At 60.8% G+C, this 23,400-nt stretch carries 21 protein-coding genes; 7 read left to right on the top strand and 14 right to left on the bottom strand.

Going from position 1 to position 23,400, the window contains the following annotated elements:
- Positions 1–3 precede the first annotated feature (3 nt).
- From bcsD to DOM27_RS12005, 3 genes are all read left to right on the top strand, one after another.
- On the top strand, positions 4–519 hold the full coding sequence (gene bcsD / locus DOM27_RS12015) for a cellulose biosynthesis protein BcsD (RefSeq protein WP_157956763.1): 516 nt from the start codon (positions 4–6) through the stop codon (positions 517–519).
- 20 nt (positions 520–539) lie between these two features.
- Complete coding sequence (locus tag DOM27_RS12010) at positions 540–1,553, top strand: family 8 glycosyl hydrolase (protein ID WP_188113714.1); 1,014 nt, start codon at positions 540–542, stop codon at positions 1,551–1,553.
- 435 nt (positions 1,554–1,988) lie between these two features.
- Positions 1,989–2,219: a hypothetical protein gene (locus DOM27_RS12005; RefSeq protein WP_110656197.1), complete on the top strand. Its 231-nt coding sequence runs from the start codon at positions 1,989–1,991 to the stop codon at positions 2,217–2,219.
- 21 nt (positions 2,220–2,240) lie between these two features.
- On the opposite strand, the gene DOM27_RS17900 is transcribed toward DOM27_RS12005, so the two are convergent.
- Complete coding sequence (locus tag DOM27_RS17900) at positions 2,241–2,435, bottom strand: hypothetical protein (RefSeq protein ID WP_157956762.1); 195 nt, start codon at positions 2,433–2,435, stop codon at positions 2,241–2,243.
- A gap of 277 nt (positions 2,436–2,712) precedes the next feature.
- Here DOM27_RS17900 and DOM27_RS12000 point away from each other — a divergent pair, with 277 nt between their 5' ends.
- Positions 2,713–4,155 (top strand): mannose-1-phosphate guanylyltransferase/mannose-6-phosphate isomerase, encoded by a 1,443-nt coding sequence (locus DOM27_RS12000; RefSeq protein WP_110656196.1) that lies wholly within the window; start codon positions 2,713–2,715, stop codon positions 4,153–4,155.
- 76 nt (positions 4,156–4,231) lie between these two features.
- Here the strand turns inward: DOM27_RS12000 and DOM27_RS11995 are convergent, their stop codons facing one another.
- From DOM27_RS11995 to DOM27_RS11985, 3 genes are all read right to left on the bottom strand, one after another.
- On the bottom strand, positions 4,232–5,653 hold the full coding sequence (locus tag DOM27_RS11995) for a mechanosensitive ion channel family protein (RefSeq protein WP_245392693.1): 1,422 nt from the start codon (positions 5,651–5,653) through the stop codon (positions 4,232–4,234).
- Positions 5,654–5,835: 182 nt separating this feature from the next.
- Positions 5,836–6,822, bottom strand: coding sequence for a Bug family tripartite tricarboxylate transporter substrate binding protein (locus tag DOM27_RS11990; protein WP_110656195.1), 987 nt, complete (start codon positions 6,820–6,822; stop codon positions 5,836–5,838).
- 155 nt (positions 6,823–6,977) lie between these two features.
- A complete protein-coding gene (locus DOM27_RS11985; RefSeq protein ID WP_110656194.1) occupies positions 6,978–7,946 on the bottom strand; it encodes a LysR family transcriptional regulator in 969 nt (322 codons plus the stop codon).
- A gap of 163 nt (positions 7,947–8,109) precedes the next feature.
- On the opposite strand from DOM27_RS11985, the gene DOM27_RS11980 reads away from it, so the two are divergent.
- Entirely contained in the window at positions 8,110–9,366 is a 1,257-nt protein-coding gene (locus DOM27_RS11980; RefSeq protein WP_245392692.1) for a CaiB/BaiF CoA transferase family protein, read from the top strand.
- Complete coding sequence (locus DOM27_RS11975) at positions 9,366–10,331, top strand: hydroxymethylglutaryl-CoA lyase (RefSeq protein ID WP_110656192.1); 966 nt, start codon at positions 9,366–9,368, stop codon at positions 10,329–10,331. Before DOM27_RS11980 ends, DOM27_RS11975 begins: the two co-directional genes overlap by 1 nt.
- Positions 10,332–10,358: 27 nt before the next feature.
- Here the strand turns inward: DOM27_RS11975 and guaD are convergent, their stop codons facing one another.
- From guaD to xdhA, 4 genes are read right to left on the bottom strand one after another with little or no spacing between them, the layout of a single operon-like run.
- A complete protein-coding gene (gene guaD, locus DOM27_RS11970; RefSeq protein ID WP_110656191.1) occupies positions 10,359–11,681 on the bottom strand; it encodes a guanine deaminase in 1,323 nt (440 codons plus the stop codon).
- A 2-nt stretch (positions 11,682–11,683) separates the two neighbouring features.
- Complete coding sequence (gene xdhC / locus DOM27_RS11965) at positions 11,684–12,664, bottom strand: xanthine dehydrogenase accessory protein XdhC (protein WP_110656190.1); 981 nt, start codon at positions 12,662–12,664, stop codon at positions 11,684–11,686.
- Complete coding sequence (gene xdhB, locus DOM27_RS11960; protein WP_110656189.1) at positions 12,661–15,222, bottom strand: xanthine dehydrogenase molybdopterin binding subunit; 2,562 nt, start codon at positions 15,220–15,222, stop codon at positions 12,661–12,663. The genes xdhC and xdhB overlap by 4 nt, the downstream gene beginning before the upstream one ends.
- Positions 15,206–16,687: a xanthine dehydrogenase small subunit gene (gene xdhA, locus DOM27_RS11955; RefSeq protein WP_110656188.1), complete on the bottom strand. Its 1,482-nt coding sequence runs from the start codon at positions 16,685–16,687 to the stop codon at positions 15,206–15,208. The genes xdhB and xdhA overlap by 17 nt, the downstream gene beginning before the upstream one ends.
- A gap of 313 nt (positions 16,688–17,000) precedes the next feature.
- Here xdhA and DOM27_RS11950 point away from each other — a divergent pair, with 313 nt between their 5' ends.
- Positions 17,001–17,624, top strand: a complete 624-nt coding sequence (locus DOM27_RS11950; RefSeq protein ID WP_245392691.1) for a TetR family transcriptional regulator C-terminal domain-containing protein — start codon at positions 17,001–17,003, stop codon at positions 17,622–17,624.
- Positions 17,625–18,026: 402 nt separating this feature from the next.
- On the opposite strand, the gene modC is transcribed toward DOM27_RS11950, so the two are convergent.
- The 6 genes from modC to DOM27_RS11920 all read right to left on the bottom strand — a co-directional run bounded on the left by modC (position 18,027) and on the right by DOM27_RS11920 (position 23,353).
- A complete protein-coding gene (gene modC, locus DOM27_RS11945) occupies positions 18,027–19,163 on the bottom strand; it encodes a molybdenum ABC transporter ATP-binding protein (RefSeq protein ID WP_110656186.1) in 1,137 nt (378 codons plus the stop codon).
- Positions 19,160–19,873 (bottom strand): molybdate ABC transporter permease subunit, encoded by a 714-nt coding sequence (gene modB, locus DOM27_RS11940; RefSeq protein WP_110656185.1) that lies wholly within the window; start codon positions 19,871–19,873, stop codon positions 19,160–19,162. Before modB ends, modC begins: the two co-directional genes overlap by 4 nt.
- A gap of 14 nt (positions 19,874–19,887) precedes the next feature.
- Positions 19,888–20,682, bottom strand: a complete 795-nt coding sequence (modA, locus tag DOM27_RS11935; protein ID WP_245392690.1) for a molybdate ABC transporter substrate-binding protein — start codon at positions 20,680–20,682, stop codon at positions 19,888–19,890.
- A gap of 169 nt (positions 20,683–20,851) precedes the next feature.
- On the bottom strand, positions 20,852–21,268 hold the full coding sequence (locus DOM27_RS11930; protein ID WP_110656184.1) for a winged helix-turn-helix domain-containing protein: 417 nt from the start codon (positions 21,266–21,268) through the stop codon (positions 20,852–20,854).
- 76 nt (positions 21,269–21,344) lie between these two features.
- Positions 21,345–22,820 carry a PepSY-associated TM helix domain-containing protein gene (locus DOM27_RS11925; protein ID WP_110656183.1) on the bottom strand — a complete coding sequence of 492 codons (1,476 nt, stop codon included), beginning with the start codon at positions 22,818–22,820 and terminating at the stop codon, positions 21,345–21,347.
- 140 nt (positions 22,821–22,960) lie between these two features.
- Complete coding sequence (locus DOM27_RS11920) at positions 22,961–23,353, bottom strand: DUF2946 domain-containing protein (RefSeq protein ID WP_110656182.1); 393 nt, start codon at positions 23,351–23,353, stop codon at positions 22,961–22,963.
- Positions 23,354–23,400 lie beyond the last annotated feature (47 nt).

The following is a 23,400-nucleotide window of genomic DNA, read 5'->3' as shown; positions in this document are numbered from 1 at the left end:
GCCATGAGTTTACTGAATGTGTGGGATGGTGCGGAGATCGAGGCGCCGTCCGCTACCCGTTTCTCGGCTGAGCCCGATGGCGAACCGTTTGGAGATGCACCGCATTGGCCGAAGGTGCTCGACCTGTTGATCGACGAGCTGATTCAGGCGGCCGGCGAGGCGGAAGCTCAACCGTTTCTACAGCGTGTCGGGCTGCGACTCGCCGATGATCTACCTCTGGGTCAGCCCGCGACGCTAGCCGCGCTGGAGTCGGAGATCAATCGTCGGCTGGCCCAGCTCTCCTGGGGCTGGTGCTCGATTCGTGACGCGGGTCGGCACCTGGTTATCGAGCACGGCGATTATCCCCTCATGGGCTCCGACGACATCGGCGAGGCGGGGCGTCTGCGCTTGCTCGGCCTGTCATGGATTCTGGGCAGTCTCTACCAAGGCTGGCTTGGTGCTCAGGGTGGCCAGGCTGCGGTCAGCTACCAGCGCAACAGATTTCATCAGTCATTGATCTTTCATTACGGTAGCGCATGAACAACGTACCGACTCGGTGGTTGAAACTCCTCTTGCTGCTGCTTGGTGTCGTCGTGATGCCAACGATGGCGAATGCGGGATTCAACGCCAGCGATCCCGGCTGGCAGAACTACAAGACGCGATTTCTATTGCCAGAAGGGCGCATCATCGATACCGCCAACGGCGACGTCAGCCACACCGAAGGGCAGGGCTGGGGCATGTTCCTGGCGGTCCAGTTCGATGACCGCCGTACTTTCGACAGAATCTGGCAATGGACCGAGGCTAACCTGGCGAGGCCGGATATCGCGCTCAATGCCTGGCGCTATGACCCCCACGCACAGCCACCGGTCGCCGACAACAACAATGCGACGGACGGTGATCTATTCGTGGCCTGGTCGCTGCAATTGGCGGCGGATCGGTGGGGCGATGATCGGTACGCTCAGCGATCCGATGCCATACGTGGCGCCATTCGAGATCATTTGATCGATAACATCGGTGGTTACGAGATATTGCTACCGGGGCTCGAAGGTTTTCGTCAGGAGGGGTATGCCGATATCAACCTGTCCTATTGGGTTATCCCGGCGCTGCGCGATTTTGCCGCTCGTTATCCGGATGAGCCTTGGCAGGTCGTTATCGATAGTGGCCGCCAGCTTCTGGAAAGAGCGCAATTCGGTTCGGAGCAGCTACCCGCTGACTGGCTACGCTTGCAAACTTCAGGTGAACTGACGCCGGCCGAAAGATGGCCGCCGCGCTTCGGGTTCGAAAACATCCGGACCCCGCTCTACTTCACCTGGGGAGGCGCGCGAAATGTCGGCACGCTCGAGAATATTGCTCGATTCTGGGACCAGTCTGCGCCTCCCGCCTGGATCGACGTTACATCTGGAGACAGGGCCGATTATCCCCTATCCGAGGGCGGAGAAGCGATCAATGCTCTGCTCAGCGGTCGGCCTTGGGCCATCGGTACGACGCCGAGCACCGGCGAAAACTACTATTCTGCGACGCTACTGCTGCTGACTCGGGTAGCCGCCACCCAGCTCAGTCTGAGCGCCTGGTAGACGCTCGAGAAGCCCGCTGTCCAGTGATCGTTGCCGCACTGTTGCGGCGATGCCACGTGCCATTCCTTGTCTACCTCCAAGACAGTGCGGGGGACAACACAGCGTGTATGCGTTCGACGTGGTAACGGGAATTTTGAGCGATTCTCGTAGTCAAAGTGAGTAGCGATCACTGCAGCCGACTCGTTACCTATTCGGATTCTCCTCCTTGGTCAGCACACGTTGTCGCTATTCGGCGCTCGAGAGGATTTCGGCTTTAGTGATTTTCGGAGCAATTTTCGCTAGACTGATCCGATATTTATGGAAATCACGGCAGTATTTTCAGTCAGCAAGTTTTTACTTCGGTCAACGCTGGTTCAAGCCGTTTATCAATAGACTTTATCGACCCGGATTTGGGTCGTTTTTTAGGATGTTTAATAAAATATTATGCCTCGTACGATGGATGAACGTGAAAAGCTTCGTAAGTTTCGTGAACTTGATGACGCCTTTGCCCAGGCCCTTCGTGAGATGGACGGCGATTCTCGCTCCGCCTCAAACCCTTCGGAAGAGCCTGCCGCCCGCGCCGACTTCGAGATGCGCGTGCAGGGTTTGATGGACGAATACGCCTTGAGCCAGACCTGTGTGTATAAAATGCTCAGCACGTTGTTGGAGCATAAAAAAATATTATAATAAGCGTTTTGAAATTTATCGTTAATAAAATTTAAAATGCCTATGAAATATGTCGATGGCCTTCGGCGCGCCGGTCATCGATAGTGTTGTGAAAGTAATTGAATGCTTTGATGTTGACGCTGAAGCTTCTTTTGTTTGTGTTTCGTTGTATGGCCAAGTTGCCGCTGAAATATTTTTAATATCAATTGCTTTGATTTTTTGATTGATGTTCAGCATGTCGGTTTCAACGGAATCATCTGCATTGTCCGAGTAAACCGATAGCTTGCGTTGTCAGTGTGTCAGTGATCGAATGACCCGAGCGAAAATATTGGGGCACGTAAATTATCATTTATAGGTCTTTCGGCGGGTCCGTGTCTTTTTGCTGACCGAGCCTGGGTGGGGACCGGAGTTCGGACCCCCGCGTGTCCGGTAATCTGTTGTCTTGCCGGCTCGTTACATGGCAAGTCCCTGCCTCGACGAACTGGCTGTTCCAGCAAATGCCAAGGATGTGCGCATGCTGATTCCCGTTGTTCTAGCCGGTGGTTCCGGCACTCGTCTTTGGCCGATGTCGCGGGCGAGCTACCCCAAGCAGTTTCTATCCATTAACGGAACGCACAGCATGCTGGTGGAAACCTTGGCGCGTTTCGAACCGTTGGCACCCGCGGAGCCGATCGTGGTGTGTCAGGAAGCGCACCGTTTTCTGGTTGCCGAGCAGCTACGGGAGACAGATTGGTCGGCAGATATTCTGCTCGAGCCAGCGATGCGCAACACCGCACCGGCCATCGCCCTGGCCGCGCTGCAGGCCATGAGCCGTGATGCCAATGCCGTCATGCTGGTATTGCCTGCCGACCACGCTATTACCAATCCCGACGCTCTGATCCGCGCGATGGCGCCAGCGCAGGCAGCGGCCGAGCAGGGCAAGCTGGTGACATTCGGCGTGACGCCGACGCGTGCGGAAACCGGCTACGGTTATATCGAAAAAAGCCTCGAGACCGACATTGGGAATGGCCGCGAGGCGAACGAGTCGGCCGGTAACGATGACGCGGTGCCGATCCTGCGTTTCGTCGAAAAGCCCGATGCAATAACGGCGCAGACGTATTTCGATAGTGGCCACTATCTATGGAACAGCGGCATGTTCGTGATGCGCGCGGATCGCTACCTGCAAGCACTGAAGCAGTACCGGCCTGCCATGCTGGCGTCGGTGACCCGGGCCTGGGAAGGTCGTCAAGCCGATCTCGATTTCCTGAGAGTCGACGTTGAGGCCTTTAGTGCCTGCGAGGCGGAGTCGATCGACTGCGCGGTGATGGAAAATACCGCGGATGCCAGCGTGGTGGCGCTGAATGCCGGCTGGTCGGATGTGGGTTCATGGCAGTCGCTGTGGGAGATCTCGGCCAAGGATGACAAAGACAATGCGCTGCGCGGCGATGTTGTCGTCGATGACGTTTCCGGCAGCCTGATTCATAGCGAAAGCCGACTGGTGGCGGCGGTCGGGGTCCGAGACCTGATGGTGATCGAGACGCCGGATGCGGTCATGGTCGCCCATCGCGATGCCGCCCAGGCGGTCAAGCGGATCGCCGAGACGCTCAGGCATCAGAATCGACCCGAGTGGGACCAGCACCGCCGTGTGCATCGCCCATGGGGCAGCTATGACGGCGTGCATCGCGCTGAGCGTTATCAGGTCAAGCGTATCAGCGTGAACCCCGGCGGCCGGCTGTCGTTGCAGAAGCATTTCCATCGTGCGGAACACTGGATCGTGGTCCGCGGCACAGCGCGAGTGACGCGTGGCGACGAAACCTTCCTGCTGGAAGAGAATCAATCGACCTATATCCCCCTGGGCGTCGTTCATCGGCTCGAGAACCCGGGCAAGATCGAACTGGAGCTGATCGAGGTTCAGAGCGGAAGCTATCTCGGCGAAGACGATATCGAGCGGTTCGATGACGTCTACCGGCGGGAGTGACAATCAGGCTCGATCATGAGCCTGGCTGAACAGGGCTGCCTTGACCGTTGCCCTGGGCATAGTCCTGTGTGTCGCCCTATGCCTTGCTCTGTATATCGCCCTGTGCATCGCCCCTCGCCAGCGAAGCGGCCGAATCCGATAGCGGTGTTTGCCGTGTGTTGCCGCCGTCGCGTTGTGGCATATCCAGGCGCATGGTCGGCAGGTGCTCAGGATAATTCCGGCAGATGAAGTCGATCAGACCTTCACGGATCTCGCAGCGTAGATCGAAGGTATTGGGGCCGCCGCTACTGCTGATCAGCACGCGCAGTTGCTTGTTGCGCTCGGTCATCTCCAGCAATTGCACCTTGCAGACCCGGCCCGTCCAGAACGGCGACGCCTCGGCGATCCGCTGGCACTCGGCGCGCAGCGGTTCCATCGGTAAGTGATAATCGGCGTAGAGGATGACCACGCCGATGAGATCCTTGTCACGGCGGGTCCAGTTCTCGAAAGGGTGGTCGACGAAATAGGTGATCGGCAGCACCACTCTTCGCCAGTCCCAGGTGCGCACGACGGCATATGTCAGAGTCAGTTCCTCCACCCAGCCCCATTCGCCTTCGACAATGACGGAGTCGTTGAGTTGGATCGGTTGTGTCAGTGCGATCTGAATCCCGGCGATCAGATTGCCCAGCACCTTTTGCGCCGAGAAACCGAGCACTACGCCTAGAATACCCGCCGACGCCAGGATGCTGGCCCCTAGCTGACGGACCTTGTCGAATACCATCAGCATCGAGGCCAGCGCCAGGATGATAATGACGAAGTTGATCAGCTTGCGCAGCACGGTAATCTGAGTGTGCACTTTGCGTGCCACGGCATCGTCGTCGTCGAACCTGTAGCGTTCGCTGAGTGCCCGCTCGATGATGTTGACGCCGTGAATCAGTACCCCGGCGATGGCGCCGATCAGAATCAGGCTGGTGAGATCATGTAGCGCGGAATCGAGACTGACCGATGTGACGAAAATCGGAAAGATCGAAAACAGTACGAAGATCGGGATCAGTGCGGCGAGACACCGAGCCATGAACGGTACCAGGAAGCGCTCCAGTATCGAAGTCCTCGAGTCGCCCCAGCGATCCATGGTGGTGACCAGCCGGCGGCTGAGGCGGATCAATAGCCAGACGCCGAGCAGAGCGGCAGCAAAATGTGCCACGGGCATGATCAATGAATGCCCCTCGACCTCTTCAGGGATCAGGAAGTGGGTCGCACCGAACAATCCGTAGACCCACAGCACACCCACCAATGGTGGGTGTATGGACTTGGCCGTCGTACCGAGAAGGTGCAAGCGGCCGGCATCCAGCGATCGCAGGCGAAAATGAACGTACTTGAGTAGCGCGTGGGCAATGACGGTCGCGCCGATGATGGCCGCCGCAGTGATCCAGAACGGTAGCGCATCGAGCCACTGCGCGATCATGGTATTGATGGATGCCGTATCGATAGCTGTCGCATTTAGGGTCGATGCATTCATGAATGAGCCTGTTGTTACTGTTGTCGACTCATCTCAGCTTAGGCGCTTTAGCTACGACTTTCGTCTCAAATCGTATTTGTCCCGCTCGGCGCTGGTGGCGAGCGCGGACAGTGTTTACGGAAATCAGTTGTGCAGACGAGCTCACCCGGGCCGCCGAGCGAGCTCATGCGGCGGTGCTCCGGTTATTGGGATAGGCCGATCTGGCGCGATATGTCGGCGATCTGGGCGATTTGATCGTTGACGAATGTAGTGAAGGCCTCTCCGTGCATTTCGAAGGGCATCAGTCCGTTCTGGGTCATCACGCTTTTCCACTCATCGCTGGCGTATAGCGTGTCGATAGTATCGACCCACCAGGTATAAGCGTCCCCGGAGATTTCCGCCGGTACATAGAATCCGCGCCAGTTGGGAGCGATGGTATCGATTCCCTGTTCCCGAGCAGTAGGCCATTGATGCAGTTTGCCGGGTAGACGCTCCTCGGAGAGGATCGCCAAGGGGCGCAAGTCGCCGGACTCGATGAAGCTGATCACTTCCGAAATATCGCCGGTGAAGGCGTCCACATGGCCGCCCAACGTCTGAGTCACGGCTTCGCCGCCACCGTTGTAACCCAGGTAGGCAATGCGTGCCAGATCGTCGACCCCGGCCTCATCTGCCGCCATCAGCAGCTTCAGATGATCCCAGCCGCCGGTCGCGGTGCCACCGGTAAAGGTCACTGCCCTTGGATCGTCCTTGAGTGCCTTCATCACGTCGGACAACGATTGGTACGGGGAGTCCGCCGCGACCGCGATCACGCCGTAGTCTGCCCCGAGGGTACCGACCCAGTTGACCATGCTGGCGTCCATGCCCGGAAACTGGCCACGAGCCAGGCCGGTGGTGGTCACGGTGCTGGCGGCCACGATCACGTTCTCCTGGCCGCCGCGCTTCTGCACCACATGGGAGAATCCGACGCCGCCACTGGCCCCCGGCATGTTGATGGTCTGGACATTGCCATCGACCAGGTCGAGGTCGCCGAGAACACGACCGACGGAGCGGCAGGTGAAGTCCCAGCCACCGCCCGGGTTGGCCGGGGCGATGCAGTCGATCTTTCCGGCCGGCTCGAAAGCCTGGGAGGTGCTGGCCGCACCGCAGAGCAGGCCGCCGGCAATGAAAGTCATCAAAGTACGTCGGATCATGGCGTGTTCCTCTTCGTTTTGTTATCGATCTGCACTATGGCTTGCTCCATTCGGAGCCTATGGCACAGCGTTGTAGCTGAAGAGGACTGTAGCGAGCGGCGCGATGAGGAGATATTGATATTTGAACAAGCAAGCCTTCGTGTTTTCCGAAGGCTTTACACCTTCGTCGTAACGTTTGTGAGCGCTGCAGAATCATTCGTCAGCTCTGCAGTAGTTTCGGTATCCGCGTCTCGTGCGCTCGCGCTTGCCAGGTGTTCGACCATCTGCCGTGCGATCAGGGGTAACGCTTCCAGATCGCGAACGCCGATGACCAGTTCACGCTCCGCCCATTCGTCGATCAACGGGACGGTCGCCAGCGCCAGGCTCTCGCGGTAGGAAGCCACTGCGCGGGCGGGAAGAATGCCGATCCCCATTCCGCGATCGATCATTCGGCAGATGCCTTCGAAGCTGCGTACCTGTATGCGCATTCGCAGCGGCCGCGCCAGCCGCTGCGAATCCTGCTGCATCAGGGCATGGAGCGAAGAGTCCTGTTCCAGGCCGATGAAGTCGTAGTCCAGGGTATCGGCAAAGGCCAGACTTTCACGGCTGGCCAGCGGATGATCGCGGGCAGTGACCAGTACCAGCCGATCCCGGCGATAGGCATGAATCGAGAGACCTTCGGCGGGAATATGGGCCGAAAAGATGCCGATGTCGGTCAGGCCATCGCGAACAGCCGCAATGATTTCGTGGCTCAAGCGTTCCTGCATGTCGATGCGGATCTGCGGGTAACGCCAGGTGAAGTCGCTCAGATCGTCGGGGAGAAACTCGATCACGGCCGAAGTGTTCGCATGCAGCCTGACGTGACCCCGGACCCCCACGCTGTACTCGCTGAGATCGGCGTTGAGATGATCCAGGCTATCGAGCATGTGGCGGGCGTGATGAAGAAGCGCGTGGCCGGCAGGTGTCAGCTCGACGCCGCGAGGTCGGCGATAGAGTAGGGTCGTCGATAGTTGGGTCTCGAGATCGCTGATTCGTTTGCTGACGGCCGCCAGTGCCAGATGCTCCCGCTCGGCCGCGCGCGTCAGGCTTCGCGAGTCGGCAATGGCGACGAACAGCTTGAGAGTGACGAAGTCGAGTCTTTTCATGACGAGAGCATCTGCTTGCAGCGATTTGACTTCCCACTTTAGCGTTCGCCATTGACGAAGCCTAGCTTGACGATCGCCTAATTGTGGCCTCCGGCATGCTGGGCCAACCTCTACTTATCGATAGCCGACATCGTTGGCGGCGGTTCTAAACAATTGGAGTTGTATGAAGGTCACAGAGGAGAGCGACATGGCGGCCGGTGACAACGCGCAAGCGCTAGCAGGGCTCAAGGTGGTGGAGCTGGGGCAATTGATCGCCGGACCTTTCGCCAGCAAATTGCTGGGCGAGTTCGGGGCGGACGTGATCAAGATCGAGCCGCCAGGAACGGGCGATCCGCTGCGTAAATGGCGCGTGCTGAAGGACGACACCTCTCTGTGGTGGCACGTCCAGACCCGCAACAAGCGCTCGCTGGCGCTCGATCTGCGCTCCGAGGAAGGCCAGGATGTCGTGCGACGTCTCGTCGATGAAGCGGATATCGTCGTCGAAAACTTTCGTCCGGGTACGCTCGAGAAGTGGGGCTTGGGTTGGGAAACGCTGAGCGAGCGCAACCCAAAGCTGATCATGGTACGCATTTCCGGCTACGGCCAGACCGGCCCTTATCGTGACCGGCCCGGTTTCGGGGTGATCGGCGAGGCGATGGGCGGTCTGCGGTATCTGTCCGGCCATCCGGATCAGCCCTCCGTGCGCGTTGGCATCAGCATCGGCGATTCCCTGTCCGCGCTATACGGCGTGATCGGTGCATTACTGGCGTTGCAGGAGCGTCATCGCAGCGGCCAAGGGCAGTATATCGATGTTGCGCTCTACGAGTCGGTATTCGCGATGATGGAGAGCCTGATCCCCGAGTACGACGGTGCCGAGGTCATCCGTGAGCCCAGCGGCAGTGCTCTGCCCGGCATCACGCCTTCCAATGCCTATCCCTGTGCTGGTAACAATAGCGCGGACGGTGAAAGCACGGGTGGCGAGTACGTGCTGATTGCCGGTAACGGCGACAGTATCTTCAAACGCTTGATGCTAGCGATCGGACGCCAGGATCTCGCCGATGATCCACGTTTTGCCCACAACGATGGCCGCAGCCGTCATGCCGAACTGATAGACGGCGCCATCGCGGACTGGACCCGCCAGCATGAGCGCGACTACGTACTCGACGTGCTGGAGGGCGCACACGTTCCGGTCGGTTATCCGTACACGGCCAAGGACATCGTCGCCGATCCGCACTATCTGGCACGGGAGATGATCGAAACGATTCGGCTAGGCAATGGCGAATCGCTCAAGGTGCCCGGCGTTTTGCCAAAGCTGAGTCGCACGCCGGGGCGGGTCGAAGGTGGCGGGCCGGCGCTGGGTCAGCATACGCAGGATGTGCTCGACGAGTTGGGCATTGACCGTGAGACCCAAGCCAAAATGCACGAAAGAGGAGTGATCTGATGGCTGATCAGATAATCGACTCGGTGAATCGGACCACAAAGCGGTCCCGCGTCACCATCAATGATGTCGCACCACGAGACGGTCTGCAGATCGAATCGCGATTCGTGCCGACGGAGGAGAAAATTCGGCTGATCGATGCGCTGTCCCGCACTGGCCTGGCGAAGATCGAGACGACGTCATTTACCTCGCCCAAGGCGATTCCCAACCTGCGAGATGCCGAGGAGGTCATGCATGGCATCGAACGGGTCGCCGGTGTCGACTATGTCGTGTTGGTGCCCAACGAGAAGGGCGCCGAGCGTGCCTTGGCCTGCGGCGTTGACGAGATCAATCTGGTGCTGTCCGCCAGCGACAGCCATGGTCGTGCCAATCTGCGCATGACGGCGGAGCAGTCGCTCGAACGCTTCGCCCATATTCTCGAGATCACCAAGGGGAGTGGCGTATTCGTCAACGCCTCGATCTCGACGGCATTTGGTTGCCCGTTCGAGGGTGACGTTCCCTTCAAGCGGGTGCTCTGGATTACCGAGAAGCTGTTGGCACTGGGCGTGCAGGGGATTTCGCTGTGCGACACCACCGGCATGGCCAACCCGCGCCAGGTCGCGGATCTCTGCCGAGAAACATTGAGCCGATGGCCGTGGTTGCCGGTAACGCTCCATGTGCACAACACGCGCGGGATGGGGCTGGCCAACGCGCTGGTAGCATGGCAGCACGGCATCACCCGATTCGATGCCTCGTTGGGTGGCCTGGGCGGCTGTCCCTTCGCCCCGGGAGCGACCGGCAACGTCTGCACAGAGGACCTGGTCCACATGTTCGAGCAGATGGGTGTCGATACCGGTGTGGATCTCGAACGCCTGCTCGCTGCCGCCGAGCTGTTACCGGGAATGATCGGCCATGAAGTGCCGGGTCAGGTGATCAAGGCCGGTCCATCGAGCCGCCGCTATCCGTTGCCGGAGACGGCCAACGGATAAGCTCGTCCCATCATCGTCACGAAGCGGTCACGGTGCCGCGTCACGGTCGTGAACCCGGCGACCGTTAGCCCAGGTTGCCGCCACCGTGCGGTCATCGCCCAGCATCATCATTGCGAACAGGCGCTCCGCCAATATCGAGGTCTGGGACAGGCGGCGTGCCATCAGCGGGGTCGCGTTCGGATCGAGAACGACGATATCCGCTTCGAAACCCGACTGAAGGCTGCCGATTCTGTCGGCCAGGTGCAAAGCCCGCGCGTTGCCGAGCGTGAGACGGTAAAAACCTTGCCATCCGGTCAACGCCTGGCCGAGTAGCGCGCCGACCTGGTAGGCACCTTGTAGCGTGCCGAGGCCGGAGAGTGAGGTGCCGCCGCCGACATCGCTGGCCAGCGATGTGGTCAGACCCGCATCACGACACGCCAGACGGTCCATCAGCCCGCTCCCCAGAAACAGATTCGATGTCGGACAGAAGGCGATATTGGCGCCACGCTGAGCCAAACGATGACGTTGATCGCCATTCAGATGAATGCCATGGGCGAAGGTGCTGCGTGGACCGACCAGACCGTAGCGCTCGTAGACGTCGAGATAGTCCCGGCTTTCGGGGAACAGTTCCGCGACCCACGCGACTTCGCTGCGATTCTCCGACAGATGGGTCTGCAGATAGAGGTCGGGGGCGTTATTCAACACGCCGCCCACGGCGTCGAGCTGTTCACGGGTGGAGGTCGGCGCGAAACGCGGCGTCAGGGTGTAACCGAGACGACCGCGGCCGTGCCAATCGGCGATCAGACGTTCGCTGTCGCGTACGCCGCCCAGCGTATCGTCGGTCAGGACATCCGGCGCGTTCCGGTCCATCAGTACCTTGCCGGCGATCATGCGTAGCTGGCGGCGGTGAGCGGCACTGAAGAAGCTGTCGACCGAGACCGGGTGCGAGGAGCAGAACACCTGGGCGGTGGTAGTACCGACGCGCAGCATCTCGTCCAGGAAGCGCTCGGCACCGGCCTGGGCATAAGCAGCATCGGCAAACCGGCATTCGGCGGGAAAGGTGTAGTCGTTGAGCCAGTCGAGCAGTTCGCGGCCGTAGGACGCCATGATGTCGAGCTGAACGTAGTGCACATGGCTATCGATGAAGCCCGGCATCATCAACTTGTCGCGGTAATCGACGATCTCGATCCCGGGCGGCAGCTGGTCGAGCAGGGCATCGAAAGGCTCGACAGCCTGAATATGCCCGTCGACGATCCAGATTGCACCGTCCTCCAGATACCGCATGGTGCCGGCTAGCGGCGTGGCTTCTTCGCCGGGGTCGTCGAGGCAGGTGAACAGGGGGCCGCGAAGCAGGCGTTGGTGAGTATTCATGGTCACTCTCTAGCGGGATCGTTGACGAATGAGGCGCTCTCGACAGGTTCGGAGGAGGAAAAGACGTTGCGTAGGGTCTCCGGCGCGGCGCCACGCTGTGCCGGTTTGCTCGAAGGTTGCTGCTGGACAAGCAACTCGGCGGCAACGCTGATCGCGATCTCGTGCGGGCGTTTGGACTCAGTCGTACCCAGGCCAATCGGGCAACGAACCCGGGCCAGCGCAGCGTCATCGAACCCGGCGGCGGCCAGGCGGGAGCGGAAGCCGGCCCATTTGCTCTTCGAACCGATCAGGCCGATGGTCTTCGAATCCTCGCGCCCCGAATGTTGAGGAGATAGCAACGCCGCGATCAGCGCGCGGTCCTGCGCATGGTCATGGGTCATCACCAGCACGTGACTCTCTGTCGGAATCGCCGCCACGGCGCGATCAATGCCCTCGGCGTCTGGCGTCAAAGCCATCGGTTGAATGCGGGCAGGGTAGCTCTCGTGATGATCCTCACGATCGCCCGAGCGATCGTTCAGGCCAGGAAATGCCTCGGGCCGGCTGTCGTACCAGTCGATGCGCCAGGGTAACGGCGCGAGTAGCTCGACCAGCGCCCGACCGACATGCCCCGCACCGAATAGCGTCAGGTGGCCTTCGGCACCGGAGAACACTTCGAGCAGCACGTGGACGAAGCCGCCGCAACACTGGCCGGAGCGACCACCCAGCGGAAACGCCTCGAGGTAGGTATTTGACGACACAGGGGGTGCCGCCAGATGCTGGCGGGCCGTCTCGATCACCTGCTGCTCGAAGTGCCCGCCGCCCAGAGTATCGACGACCTCCCTCACAGTGACGATCAGCTTGGCGCCGGGCTCGCGCGGGGTCGAGCCGGCAGCGCCGACCACGCTGGCCAACACGTGGGGCGTCGCGCTCTCCTGCAGTCGATGAAGCGCGGCATGCCAGCTTTCGCGGCCGGCCAGGACTTCGATAGAGTCGCAAGTGCTCATCGTGACGCTCCGGCGCTCGACTTTCTGGCGTTCCACTCTCCGACGCGCAATGCTTCGGCGGCCATCAGCACTCGTTCCGGCGTGGCCGGAGTATCCAGTGTCGGGCTGACGCGATAGTCGGTGAGACTCGATAGCGCGTCGCGCAGTGCCGACCACACGGAAATGCCGAGCATGAACGGCGGCTCGCCCACCGCCTTGGAGCGATAGATGCTGGCCTGGGAGTTGGGATGTCCCTCGAGCAGTTCGACATTGAAGATCGGTGGCAGATCGCCGAAGGTCGGGATCTTGTAGGTGGCGGGGCCGTCGGTGAGCAGGCGGCCGTCATCGTTCCACTTCAGCTCCTCGCTGGTCAGCCAGCCCAGGCCCTGGATGAAACCGCCTTCGACCTGGCCCAAATCGATCGCCGGGTTGAGCGAGTCGCCGACGTCATGAAGGATATCGACGCGCTCGACCCGGTACTCGCCGCTCAGCGTATCGACACTGACCTCGCTGACCGACGCGCCGTAGGCGAAGTAATAGAATGGCCGCCCCTGCCCGCGATCACGGTCGTAGTGAATCAGCGGCGTGGAATAGAAGCCGGTCGCCGATAGCGAGACCCGGCCGAGATAGGCGGCTTGTACCAGATCACCCCAGGCGATACGGCGTTCGCCCTCGGCGTGGCCGGCAATCAGCTCACCGTCTTCCAGCCGCATGTCTCCGCCACCCGATTGCTGACCTTGGAAAAAATGCTCGGCGGCGAAGTCGAATAGACGCTGGCGGATCTGGCTGGCAGCATCGCGAGCGGCCATGCCGTTCAGATCGGCGCCGCTGGAAGCCGCGGTGGGCGAGGTGTTGGGCACCTTATCGGTACGGGTAGCGCTGATCCGTACCGATTCGAAATCGATGCCGAGCTCACGGGCGATGACCTGACACACCTTGGTATGCAGCCCCTGTCCCATTTCGGTGCCGCCGTGATTGATCATCACGCTGCCGTCAGTGTAGACGTGGAGCAGGGCACCGGCCTGGTTGAGATGCTTGGCGGTGAACGAAATGCCGAACTTGACCGGCGTCAGCGCCAGGCCGCGCTTGATGATGGCGCTCTGACGGTTGAACTCACGGATCTCGTCTCGTCGCTGCCAGTAATTACTGCTACGTTCCAGACGCGCGATGATTTCTACCATCAACGGGTGCTGGTCGACATGCTGACCATAGTGCGTGGTATCGCGCCCTTGGCGATAGAGATTGCGTTTGCGAACGGTCAACGGGTCTTCGCCAACATGGCGGGCGATATCGTCCATCGCCAGCTCGACGATCATCATCCCCTGGGGGCCACCGAAGCCGCGAAAGGCGGTATTTGAAGCAGTATGGGTGCGGGCTCGATGCCCCGTCACCCTAGCCGCGCCTAGCGAGTAGGCGTTATCGGCATGAAACATGGCGCGATCGACCACCGCTTCCGATAGGTCCGGCGAATGCCCACAGTCGCCGATCAACGTAATGTCGCCGCCGACGATCACGCCGTCATTGTCGAAACCCAGACGATAACGATTGTGAAACGGATGCCTTTTGCCGGTGGCGCGTGTGTCTTCGGCGCGCGGCAGGCGTAGGCGTATTGCTCGTCCGGTCCGGCGTGCCAACAGGGCTGCCATGCACGCCCAGGGCGCTGCCTGGGTTTCCTTGCCGCCGAAACCGCCGCCCATGCGCCGATTTTCCACCGTTACCGCATGGAACGGAATATCGAGCACTTCAGCGACCAGCTTTTGGGTCTCGCTGGGATGCTGATTGGAGGTATAGACGATGACGCCTTCGTCCTCGCTGGGTATGACCAGACAGGCCTGGCCCTCGAGATAGAAATGTTCCTGACCACCGACGAACTGCTCGGCTTCGAGCACGTGTGAGGCACCCTCCAGCGCCTGCTGCCAATCACCGCTGACCTGAACGTGAGTCGGGCGCACGAATTCGCCGGCAGCGGCGGCGGCAATCGGATCGAATCTGGGCAAGAGCGGCTCGATCTCGACGACGGCCGCTAGGATGGCGCGACGTGCTTCCGCATAACTATTGGCGGCCACGGCGAACAGCGGTTGCCCGACGTAGCTCACTGTCTCATCCGCGAACATCGGATCGCCGGGGAACACCGGGCCGATATCGCGATGCCCGGGGATATGCTGTGCGGTGATCACGTCGACGACGCCAGGCATCTCCAGAACCTTGCTCAGGTCGAGCCGCGTCACGCGGCCGTGGGCCACGTCGCTAAGCCCCACCATGGCATGCAGCGTGCCGTATGGCGCAGGCAGGTCGTCGATATAGCGGGCGCGCCCGGTGACATGCTTGATGCCGCTTTCGTGGGCCTGCGCATGTCGGGAGCCATTTGGCCCAGGGGACGGCTTAACCGTATCGCGTGCGACCGGTTCGTCGCCTTCGAGACGGCCGAGTTCCTGTCCCGTGTCCGATAACTCGCCTTCGATTCGGGATTCCAGCGAAGCTTCGGACGCAGTCGCTTCTGTCGGCTCGCCACTGCCGGCCTTGGTGTTTTTTGATGCGCCGCGCGAGGCCTTGAATAGTCGTTTAGTGAGCGTACGCATCGAGAGCCACCTCCGGCGTCGGAGCGTTCGAGTCGGCCCTGGCCAGCGTCAGCCGCCAGCGTTCGAGCAAATTGATCGCGGCGGTGAGGCGATACTCGCGAGAGCCTCGGGCATCGCTCATGGGCGTGAGCGAATCTCGTAGCACCTGCTTGGCGATCTCGAAGGCGTCCTCGCCGGGCGTCTGGCCTTCCAGCGCGTCTTCGACGGCTGTGACACGTAGCGGAACCGCCGCCATGCCTCCGTAAGCTATCCGCACGTCTGTCAGAACGCCGTCTCTCAATCGCCAGCGGAAAGCGCCCAGCAGTGTCGAGATATCGTCTTCACGCCGCTTGGAGAGCTTCCATACTCTCAGCTCATGATCGGGCTGGGGTTTGGGCATATAGATGGCGACGATGCATTCGTCGGGCTCGAGTGCGGTCCTCTTGTAGTCCAGGAAGAACGATTCGAGGGGCAATTCGCGCACGCCCTCGGGGCCGGCCAGGCGCAGTCTGGCATCCAGCGTCAGCAGCACCGGCGGTGTGTCGCCAATTGGCGAGGCATTGGCAATATTGCCCCCGACGGTGGCGCGGTTGCGAATCTGGGCCGATCCCAGCCGAGTCAGCAGATGCGCAAACCCCGGGTAGTGCTCGGCCAGTAGCGGTTCCCATTCGCGGTAGGTCACTGCGGCGCCGATCCACCAGCCCTCGGCGGTCTCTGCGATCTGGCGGAGCTCTTCGACCTGGCGAAGATCGATGAGTGTGTCGAACCGCGCTAGCCGCTGAGTCACGTCGAGCCACAGATCGGTGGCACCAGCCACCAGCGACGCTTCGGGATGGCGCTGCATCGCGATGATGAGCTCCGCCAACGTCGTCGGGGTCTGATAGCCGCCCTGGTTTTCGCTCTCGCTAACCACGCTCTGTGACAAGCCATGAAGCTCGCTCTCGAGCGTCGGATCATTGGCCCAGGGCGGGCGAGTGTCGGGATGGTCGTTCATGCTCAAGGCGGCATCCCTAATCGGGCGATAACCGGTGCAACGACAGAGGTTGCCGCCCAGGGCCGCTTCCAGCCGATGGGCATCCAGGGGTTGGCTCGCGGCCGTGCGCTGCTGCTCGTGCAGCGCGAACAGCGACATTACGATGCCCGGGGTGCAAAAGCCGCACTGGCTGCCATGACAGGCCACCATCGACGCTTGCGCCGGATGCAGCGCATCGCCCCGGGCGAGTCCCTCAATGGTGATCAGGTGCGCGCCCTGAAGCTGGTGCGCCGGCGTAATGCAGGCATTGGCGGTGCGGTATGCCAGCGGCAGGTTTTTCCATTGGCCTTCTTGCGGATGGGCGATGGCCACGGTGCAGGCGCCGCAGTCACCGGAAGCACAACCCTCTTTGGTACCTTGCAGGGCGAGCGGCCCGCGCAGTAGCTCGAGAATGCTCGTATCGGGTGTGCTCGCCACACGCTGACGTTGACCATTGAGAAAGAATTCGATCATCGGGGAACCGTCGTTATCATTGTCTGGTCATCGTGAGAGTCGCCATTCAATACCGTCGCCATCGATACGCGAGTAGAAAAGACGCGCTCGTCATAAAATCCTGACCGATCGGTCAGCTTTAGATAGCGTCCTCGATTCCGAGTGGCATGGCAAGTGCTCTCTGCCGGCTCCGAAAACTGGACCTTTGGCAGACAACCCCTCGGATTCAGCATAGCATCGGTACCGGAAGCCTCGAGAGGTTTGCTCGATGAATCGAGTTGTCAGCCCTGGGGCCCGGAAATTCAGTCTGATTGATGTACGCAAGGAGTCGGTGGTGAATCACGATCTTTCTGAGGCGACGGTTCGGGAGCGCAATGAGCTGCGAATTCACGACGCCGCGGAGAACATCTTTGCCCGGCATGGTTATCGTGGCGCTAGTATTCAGGCGATCGCTGCCGCCGCCGGACTACCCAAGTCGAACGTTCTCTATTATGTCGGTAGCAAGCGTCGACTCTATATCACGTTGCTGGAACGCACGATGTGGCGGTGGAACGAGATGTTGAGCGATATCAGCGTCGACGATGACCCGGCAGAAGTGCTCGAAGCCTTCATTCGCAGCAAGATGCGGCTGAGCCAGACCCATCCCCAGAGTTCACGACTATTCGCCAACGAGATACTTCAAGGGGCGCCTTTCCTGAAAGAATCGCTCTTCGGCGACATGCAAGAATGGATGGAAGCCCGCACTCAGGTTTTCCGGCAGTGGGCGGAGCGTGGACTGATGGACCCGGTGGATCCGGTCTGGCTGATATTCCTGATCTGGTCGGCGACGCAGCACTACGCGGACTTCGAGACGCAGATTGTCGGCATCACGCATCGCGAAAAGCTCGGGGACGAGGATTTTCGATCGGCCAGCGACTTCCTGTGCCAGGTCATCATCAAAGGATGCGGCGCGCGCTAGCGAACCTTCGGTCCGTGCCGGCAACTGACGACGATCATCGGGACGGGGAGGAAAATAGGATGAAAAATGGCGGGGCAAAAGAGCGAAGACAATAACCACTGATTCAAAATCGGAAGCGAGTCCCTTCGCGCTCGACTTCCTGTCGAGTCTCAACCTTGAGGGCCGGCAACATCCTGTTGCACTGCTGTCGATCCCTGGATGCTATCCCTGATCGCGCTCCTTGCGAGTGCGCATCGTCCTTGAAGGTGCCTCCTTGCCGCAGCGGCATCCTGCCTCGCGCATTGTAGTCGAGAAAAGATTCACAAAGCGAATGGGAAATGGGCTAAAAATCCCTTTCGTTACAAAGAGATACATTAATTTCCGGTCTCGTTTCCCGGCCTGCTTCAAGTCTCTGTTTCTGAATTAAAATCGCGAATCGAATGCGACGCTTCGAATCAGCGCGATCACGGATTTTCCTACCACGAGTTGCATTTCGTCACAGGCCTGGCGAGTAAGACGCGCTCGCAGTCGTTGGCGCCCGAAAATCAGGCGTACTTCATTGGCGCTGGGTTCTTGCGGAGAGGGCTCGATCGTCTCGATCGTCGTCTCGAGGCCGTTTCGATAGCTGGTGCCTCGGGGCATCGTGTGGGCCAGCGCGACGTCACGTACACCGATATGCAGACGTATCGACGCACCTTTGGGCTGGTCGACCGCGGGAATACGCAGCGTCTGGCCGTCGCCAAGGGCAACCCGTGTCAGCGAATAGCGGTTGTCGTGATCGACCACCGTGGCGTTAAGACGTGTGGTAGCGTCGAATCCGCCCAGCCGGTCGGTCAGATCGAGCCGCATCATCAGCTCGTCGAGTTGTCCGTGAGCGATCAGACGGCCCTGTTCGACCAGCGCGAGATGATCGGCTATCGCGACGATTTCCGCGGTATCGTGACTGACGTAGATCACCGGAATGTCGATCTCACGGGTCAAGCGAACGAGATAGCGCAACAACTCCTGTTTGCGTTCGCCATCGAGTCCGGTCAGCGGCTCGTCCATCAACAGCATCCGTGGCTGGGTCAGCAGGGCCCGGCCGATCGCGACGCGCCGGGCCTCGCCGCCGGAGAGTGTCCCGGGGAGGCGCTCGAGAAGGTGCCCAATACCCAGTAGGGCCACCAGATCGTCGAAACGCGGCCGTGCGGCCGATGGCATGCCGTAGATCAGGTTGCCGCGAACGCGGTAGTGCGGGAACAGCCGCGCTTCCTGAAACACCACGCCCAGCTGGCGCTTGTGAATCGGAACCCGGATATTGTTCGCGACATCGGTCAGCGAGCGCTCGCCGAGTCGGACGTGCCCGGCATCCGGACGGTCGAGGCCGGCAATCAATCTCAGCAGACTGGTCTTGCCGCTACCGGATTGGCCGAACACCGCAGTCACTCCGCTAGCCGGCACCGCGAGCGAGATATCCAGGTCGAAGTCACCCAGTCGTTTTCGTACGCGACAGTCCAGGGCGTTGCTGTCGGCGCCGGCGTCGCTCGCACGATAGGCGTGATGGCGGGAGACATCTTTCATCGATCACGCTCCTCGAGACGTCGCCTGGCACGGCGAGCCAGCCATTCAGATGCCATCAGCGAGAGCATGGCGATCACGATCGACAGCACGCAGAGTCGGGCGGCGGCGGCTTCCTTGCCAGGTGTCTGGATCAGGGTATAGAGCGCCAGGGGCAAGGTGCGCGTCTCACCGGGGATATTGGACGCAAAGGTGATGGTGGCGCCGAATTCCGATAGTGCGCGGGCAAACGCCAGCACCGTTCCGGTCAACAATCCCGGTGTCGCCAGTGGCAGCGTGATCGTCAACAGTACGCGCCAACGATTGGCGCCGAGCGTACCCGCGGCCGCTTCCAGTTTGGGATCGACAGCCTCGAGCGAGAGCCTGACGGCACGAACCAGCAGTGGAAACGCCATTACGCCACCAGCGATGGCGGCGCCTTGCCAGGTAAAGGGCAACGAGAAGCCAAAGCCTTGATACAGCCACTGGCCCAGCCAGCCGTTACGGCCCAACGATAGTAGCAGCAGATAGCCCACCACCACCGGCGGCAGCACCAGCGGCAGGTGCAGCAGTCCGTCGAGCAGGGCTTTTCCCCGGAACTCGTAGCGCGCCAGTAGCCAGGCAACGGCGATGCCAGGGAGCAGAATCCACCCAACCGCGCTGCCAGCGATTTTCAGGCTAAGAGTGATGGCCTGCCATTCGGTCTCGGAGAGTGCTATCGCCTCGAGGAACATCTGAGGATCGAAACTCAGTCGGCTTCGACGGGCGTGAACCCGTAACGTGAAAATATCGACAGCGCATGATCACCGCCCAGCCATTGCCGAAACGCGTCGGTCGCATCGCTCGGTTCCGGGTTGACCACGGCGAGGGGGTACGTGATGGGATCGTGGCTGTCGTCGGGAAACACACCGACCTCCTTGACCCGATTACTTGCCTTGGCGTCGGTTTCGTAGACGATGCCCAGCGGGGTTTCGGCTCGCTCGACCAAGGCCATGGCGGCACGCACGTTGTCGCCGTTGGCAAGGCGCGACTCCAGCGCGTCCCATTCGCCAATCGATTGCAGTGCCTGCTTGGCGTAGATGCCGGCCGGCACATGGCTGGTTTCGCCGACAGAGAGCCGCTGATCGCCTCCGAGCTGCGAGGCGATCGTGATATCGCCACCCGGAGTGAACGCCTGGACGTCGCTTTGCCATGGTGCAATCAACACCAGTCGGTTTTGAAGCAGATCCACACGTCGGCTGACCGGCACGTTCTGATCACTGAGCCAATCCATCCATTGCTCATTGGCGGAGATATAGACATCGGCTGGTGCACCGCTGGCGATCTGACGCGCCAGCGTCGAAGAGGACGCGTAGACCGGAACGATATCGATGTCATGGCCGGACTCATAAGCGTGAATCGCCTCGTTCATGGCATCGGTCATCGAGGCGGCGGCATAGACCTGAACCCGCACTCGAGAATCGTCGGCAGCATACGCGCCGAATGGGAGGGCCGTGCCCATGACCAGCAGACAGAAAGTAGAGAGTCGAACTGAGGCGATCACGGGTTTCTCGCTATGTATAAATGGAAATAACGGGAGTCACTATAGCCCTCGGTGACATAGCGGTCGAGAGTCAGACGGTCATGCAATGTTTCGTGTCGGTACGCGTCAGTGAAAAATATCGGAAGACAAGTGCCAGAGAGACGCTAGAGATAGGTAGGGGAGAGACGATTTAGACAGATGTCGAGTCAGTCTTGTTACCCTTGGCTGCATCCGCGCCCGACTCGGCATCGTGGTCGTGTGAGAGCGACTTCAACAATGCCTGGCCGCTGGGGTGCTGCGTCACATCGGCCATCAATTGACGATAATGATCGATGAGTTCCCGCCCCAGGGGGGTAAGCGTCGCGCCACCACGCTGGGTACCACCACTGGCGGTACTGGCCACTGGAGCGGCCAGATGGCGATTCATGGTATCGAGGAGTTGCCACGCCTTCTTGTAGCTCAGATCCATCTCGCGACACGCCGCGGCGATCGAGCCATGCCGCTCGATCGCCTCCAACAGTTCGATCTTGCCGGGGCCAATCACGATTTCCTTGTCGGCGACCAGGCGAAGTTGGAAGCGCGGCGTAGGGTGGTGAGTACGGGTCATGGCAGCATCATGGTGGTGACGAGGCACTCGTTTTAACACAGGTCGCAACACGGGCGCTCGCCTTGAAACCATTGGCTCATGCCGTCTGCGCGACTTCTTGATGAGCGCCTGCTCGCCAGCGTAGCCAGTCCACGATCACGAACAACGCCAAGCTGGCTCCCATCACCGGCAGCGCATAGCCGAAGGCAAGCGCGACGAGGACGACACAGGCCCGCGATCGTCGGCCCATCCGCCGGAAGATCGCGGTCAGCGTCTGCGCCTCGCGGGAGCCGGTAGATCGCCGTCGCCACCACATCGCGTAGCCCCAACAGATCAAGGTGGCGAGGCTCGTTGCGAAGGCTATCAGCACCAGCTGATTGGCCAGCCCGAACAGCACACCCATATGCATGTCGATTCCCCACCGGGTCAGCTTGGCGGCCAGCGGGAACGTGGCGAAATCGGTTCGATCGGTAACGGCGAATGTTTGCGGGTCCAACGCGACCTGATCGACCTGGGTCGGCCATTCGCGGCCGATCTCGCGAATCTGCCAAGCCTTTTGCGGCGAGTCGGGTGGCATGATCTCAATCTTGTCGGCATCGATGCCGGCGGCTCTTGCTGCGTGAAGTGCATGGTCGAAGTCGTCCAGCGACAGCGCCGTGTCGTGGGTCATGTCCATCCCGGCGTGCTGCTTAGAGGCATGATGCGCGGCGTGAGGATCCGCGTTATGCGCCGAGGCGGAAGGCGCTGCCAGATCGGTGGAAACGCTCGGCGTACCCCAGCCCCAGGCATGTCGCAACTGCGCGATATTGCCGCCGGCCCACTGGGACCAGGTCAATCCGGTTGCCGAAAAAAATAGCAGACCGATCAGCGCGATGATGCCAAGGGTGGCATGACGCTGGCGTAAGCGTTGCGGACCTGCCACTCGACGACTGACACGTCGGCGCCACCACCACAGGAAGCCGCCGCCTAGCGCTGCGATCCACAGCCAGGAGGCTGCCAGCTCGCTGTAGAGTCGGCCGACGTCGCCCAGCAACAGACTACGATGGAACTGGTCGATGGCCGTGCGCAGCGGTAATACACCGCTGGTCCCGTAGACCGGCATGTCGCCTCGAATCTCCAATGTCACCGGATCGACGAACAGTGCACGATGTTCCGAGGCGCCGTAGGCCTCACCGCTGAACATCACCCGTGTCGTCGTTCCGGGTTCCGGCGCGGGACGAACTGCGGCCGGGGGCTGGGCGAGTCCGGCTTCGGGGGATTGAATAAAGTGCCCGGCTTCCGGGGATTGAATCGGTCGCCTGACATCGGGGAGCCGAGGAGACAGCTCGGCGGCGGACTGGGCGGCCTCGATCTGGCGTGACAGAGGCTGAGGTTCGCCATTGCTCTGCGTTGTCAGGGCGTCGCGATAGAGCCAGCTCTCGAGCTGTGGGGTCAGCGCATAGGCAATGCCGGAGAGTGCGGCGACGAGCAAGAAGGGGCCGACGAACAGGCCGACGTAAAAATGAAGACGTGTGATCAGTGCGACCCATGCGGGAAGCGCGCGGCGATCGACCGCCGAGGAAACGGTGCCCATGAATGAACTCCAAGCCTGAACCGATGTGCAGCGCAGCGATGTCGAAGTCTCGAGCGTGCACTGGATGTCGCCGCCCATGTAGGCCCGAAGGATATGGTCCCGTAGGCCAGAAGGGCGGTGACGATGGAAAACAAATGGATTCAGGTTCGGGGTGGCGCTCGAGAGGCGTAGCGAGGATAGACCGGAGCGGTCGCTGACGACGTCTCGATCGTCAGCGTCAGAAAGCCCGCGGGTGGCGGGGTCAGCGGCGGCATCACTCGTGGCGGCGCGAGCCCTGGCGTATGGAGGAAGAGCTCACAATAGCCGCACGCGGTCATGTCGAAATGATGGACGATATGGGTATCGACCATCCGGGACTCGCCATGGGGGGGAAGTTTGGAGTCGACCTGGCGTGGCATGCCTGCCACGGCACCCGTCGGCATTTCCATCAACCGTTGCATCTGGCTGATCAACGGGCCCGTGAACGCCATCAGCATGGCGAACAGCGCGAGCGCGGTCAGCGAGCGATACCAGCGATGCCAGAAATGCGTCATATCCGTTCCAGGACGCCGTCGTTAGACCGAGACTCTACCTGTAAGCG

The organism is Salinicola halimionae (assembly GCF_003206065.1).
In the GTDB taxonomy this organism is placed as follows: Bacteria; Pseudomonadota; Gammaproteobacteria; order Pseudomonadales; family Halomonadaceae; genus Salinicola; species Salinicola halimionae.
Note: the sequence above shows the minus strand (reverse complement) of the source record. Positions and strands in the feature narration are given on the sequence as shown.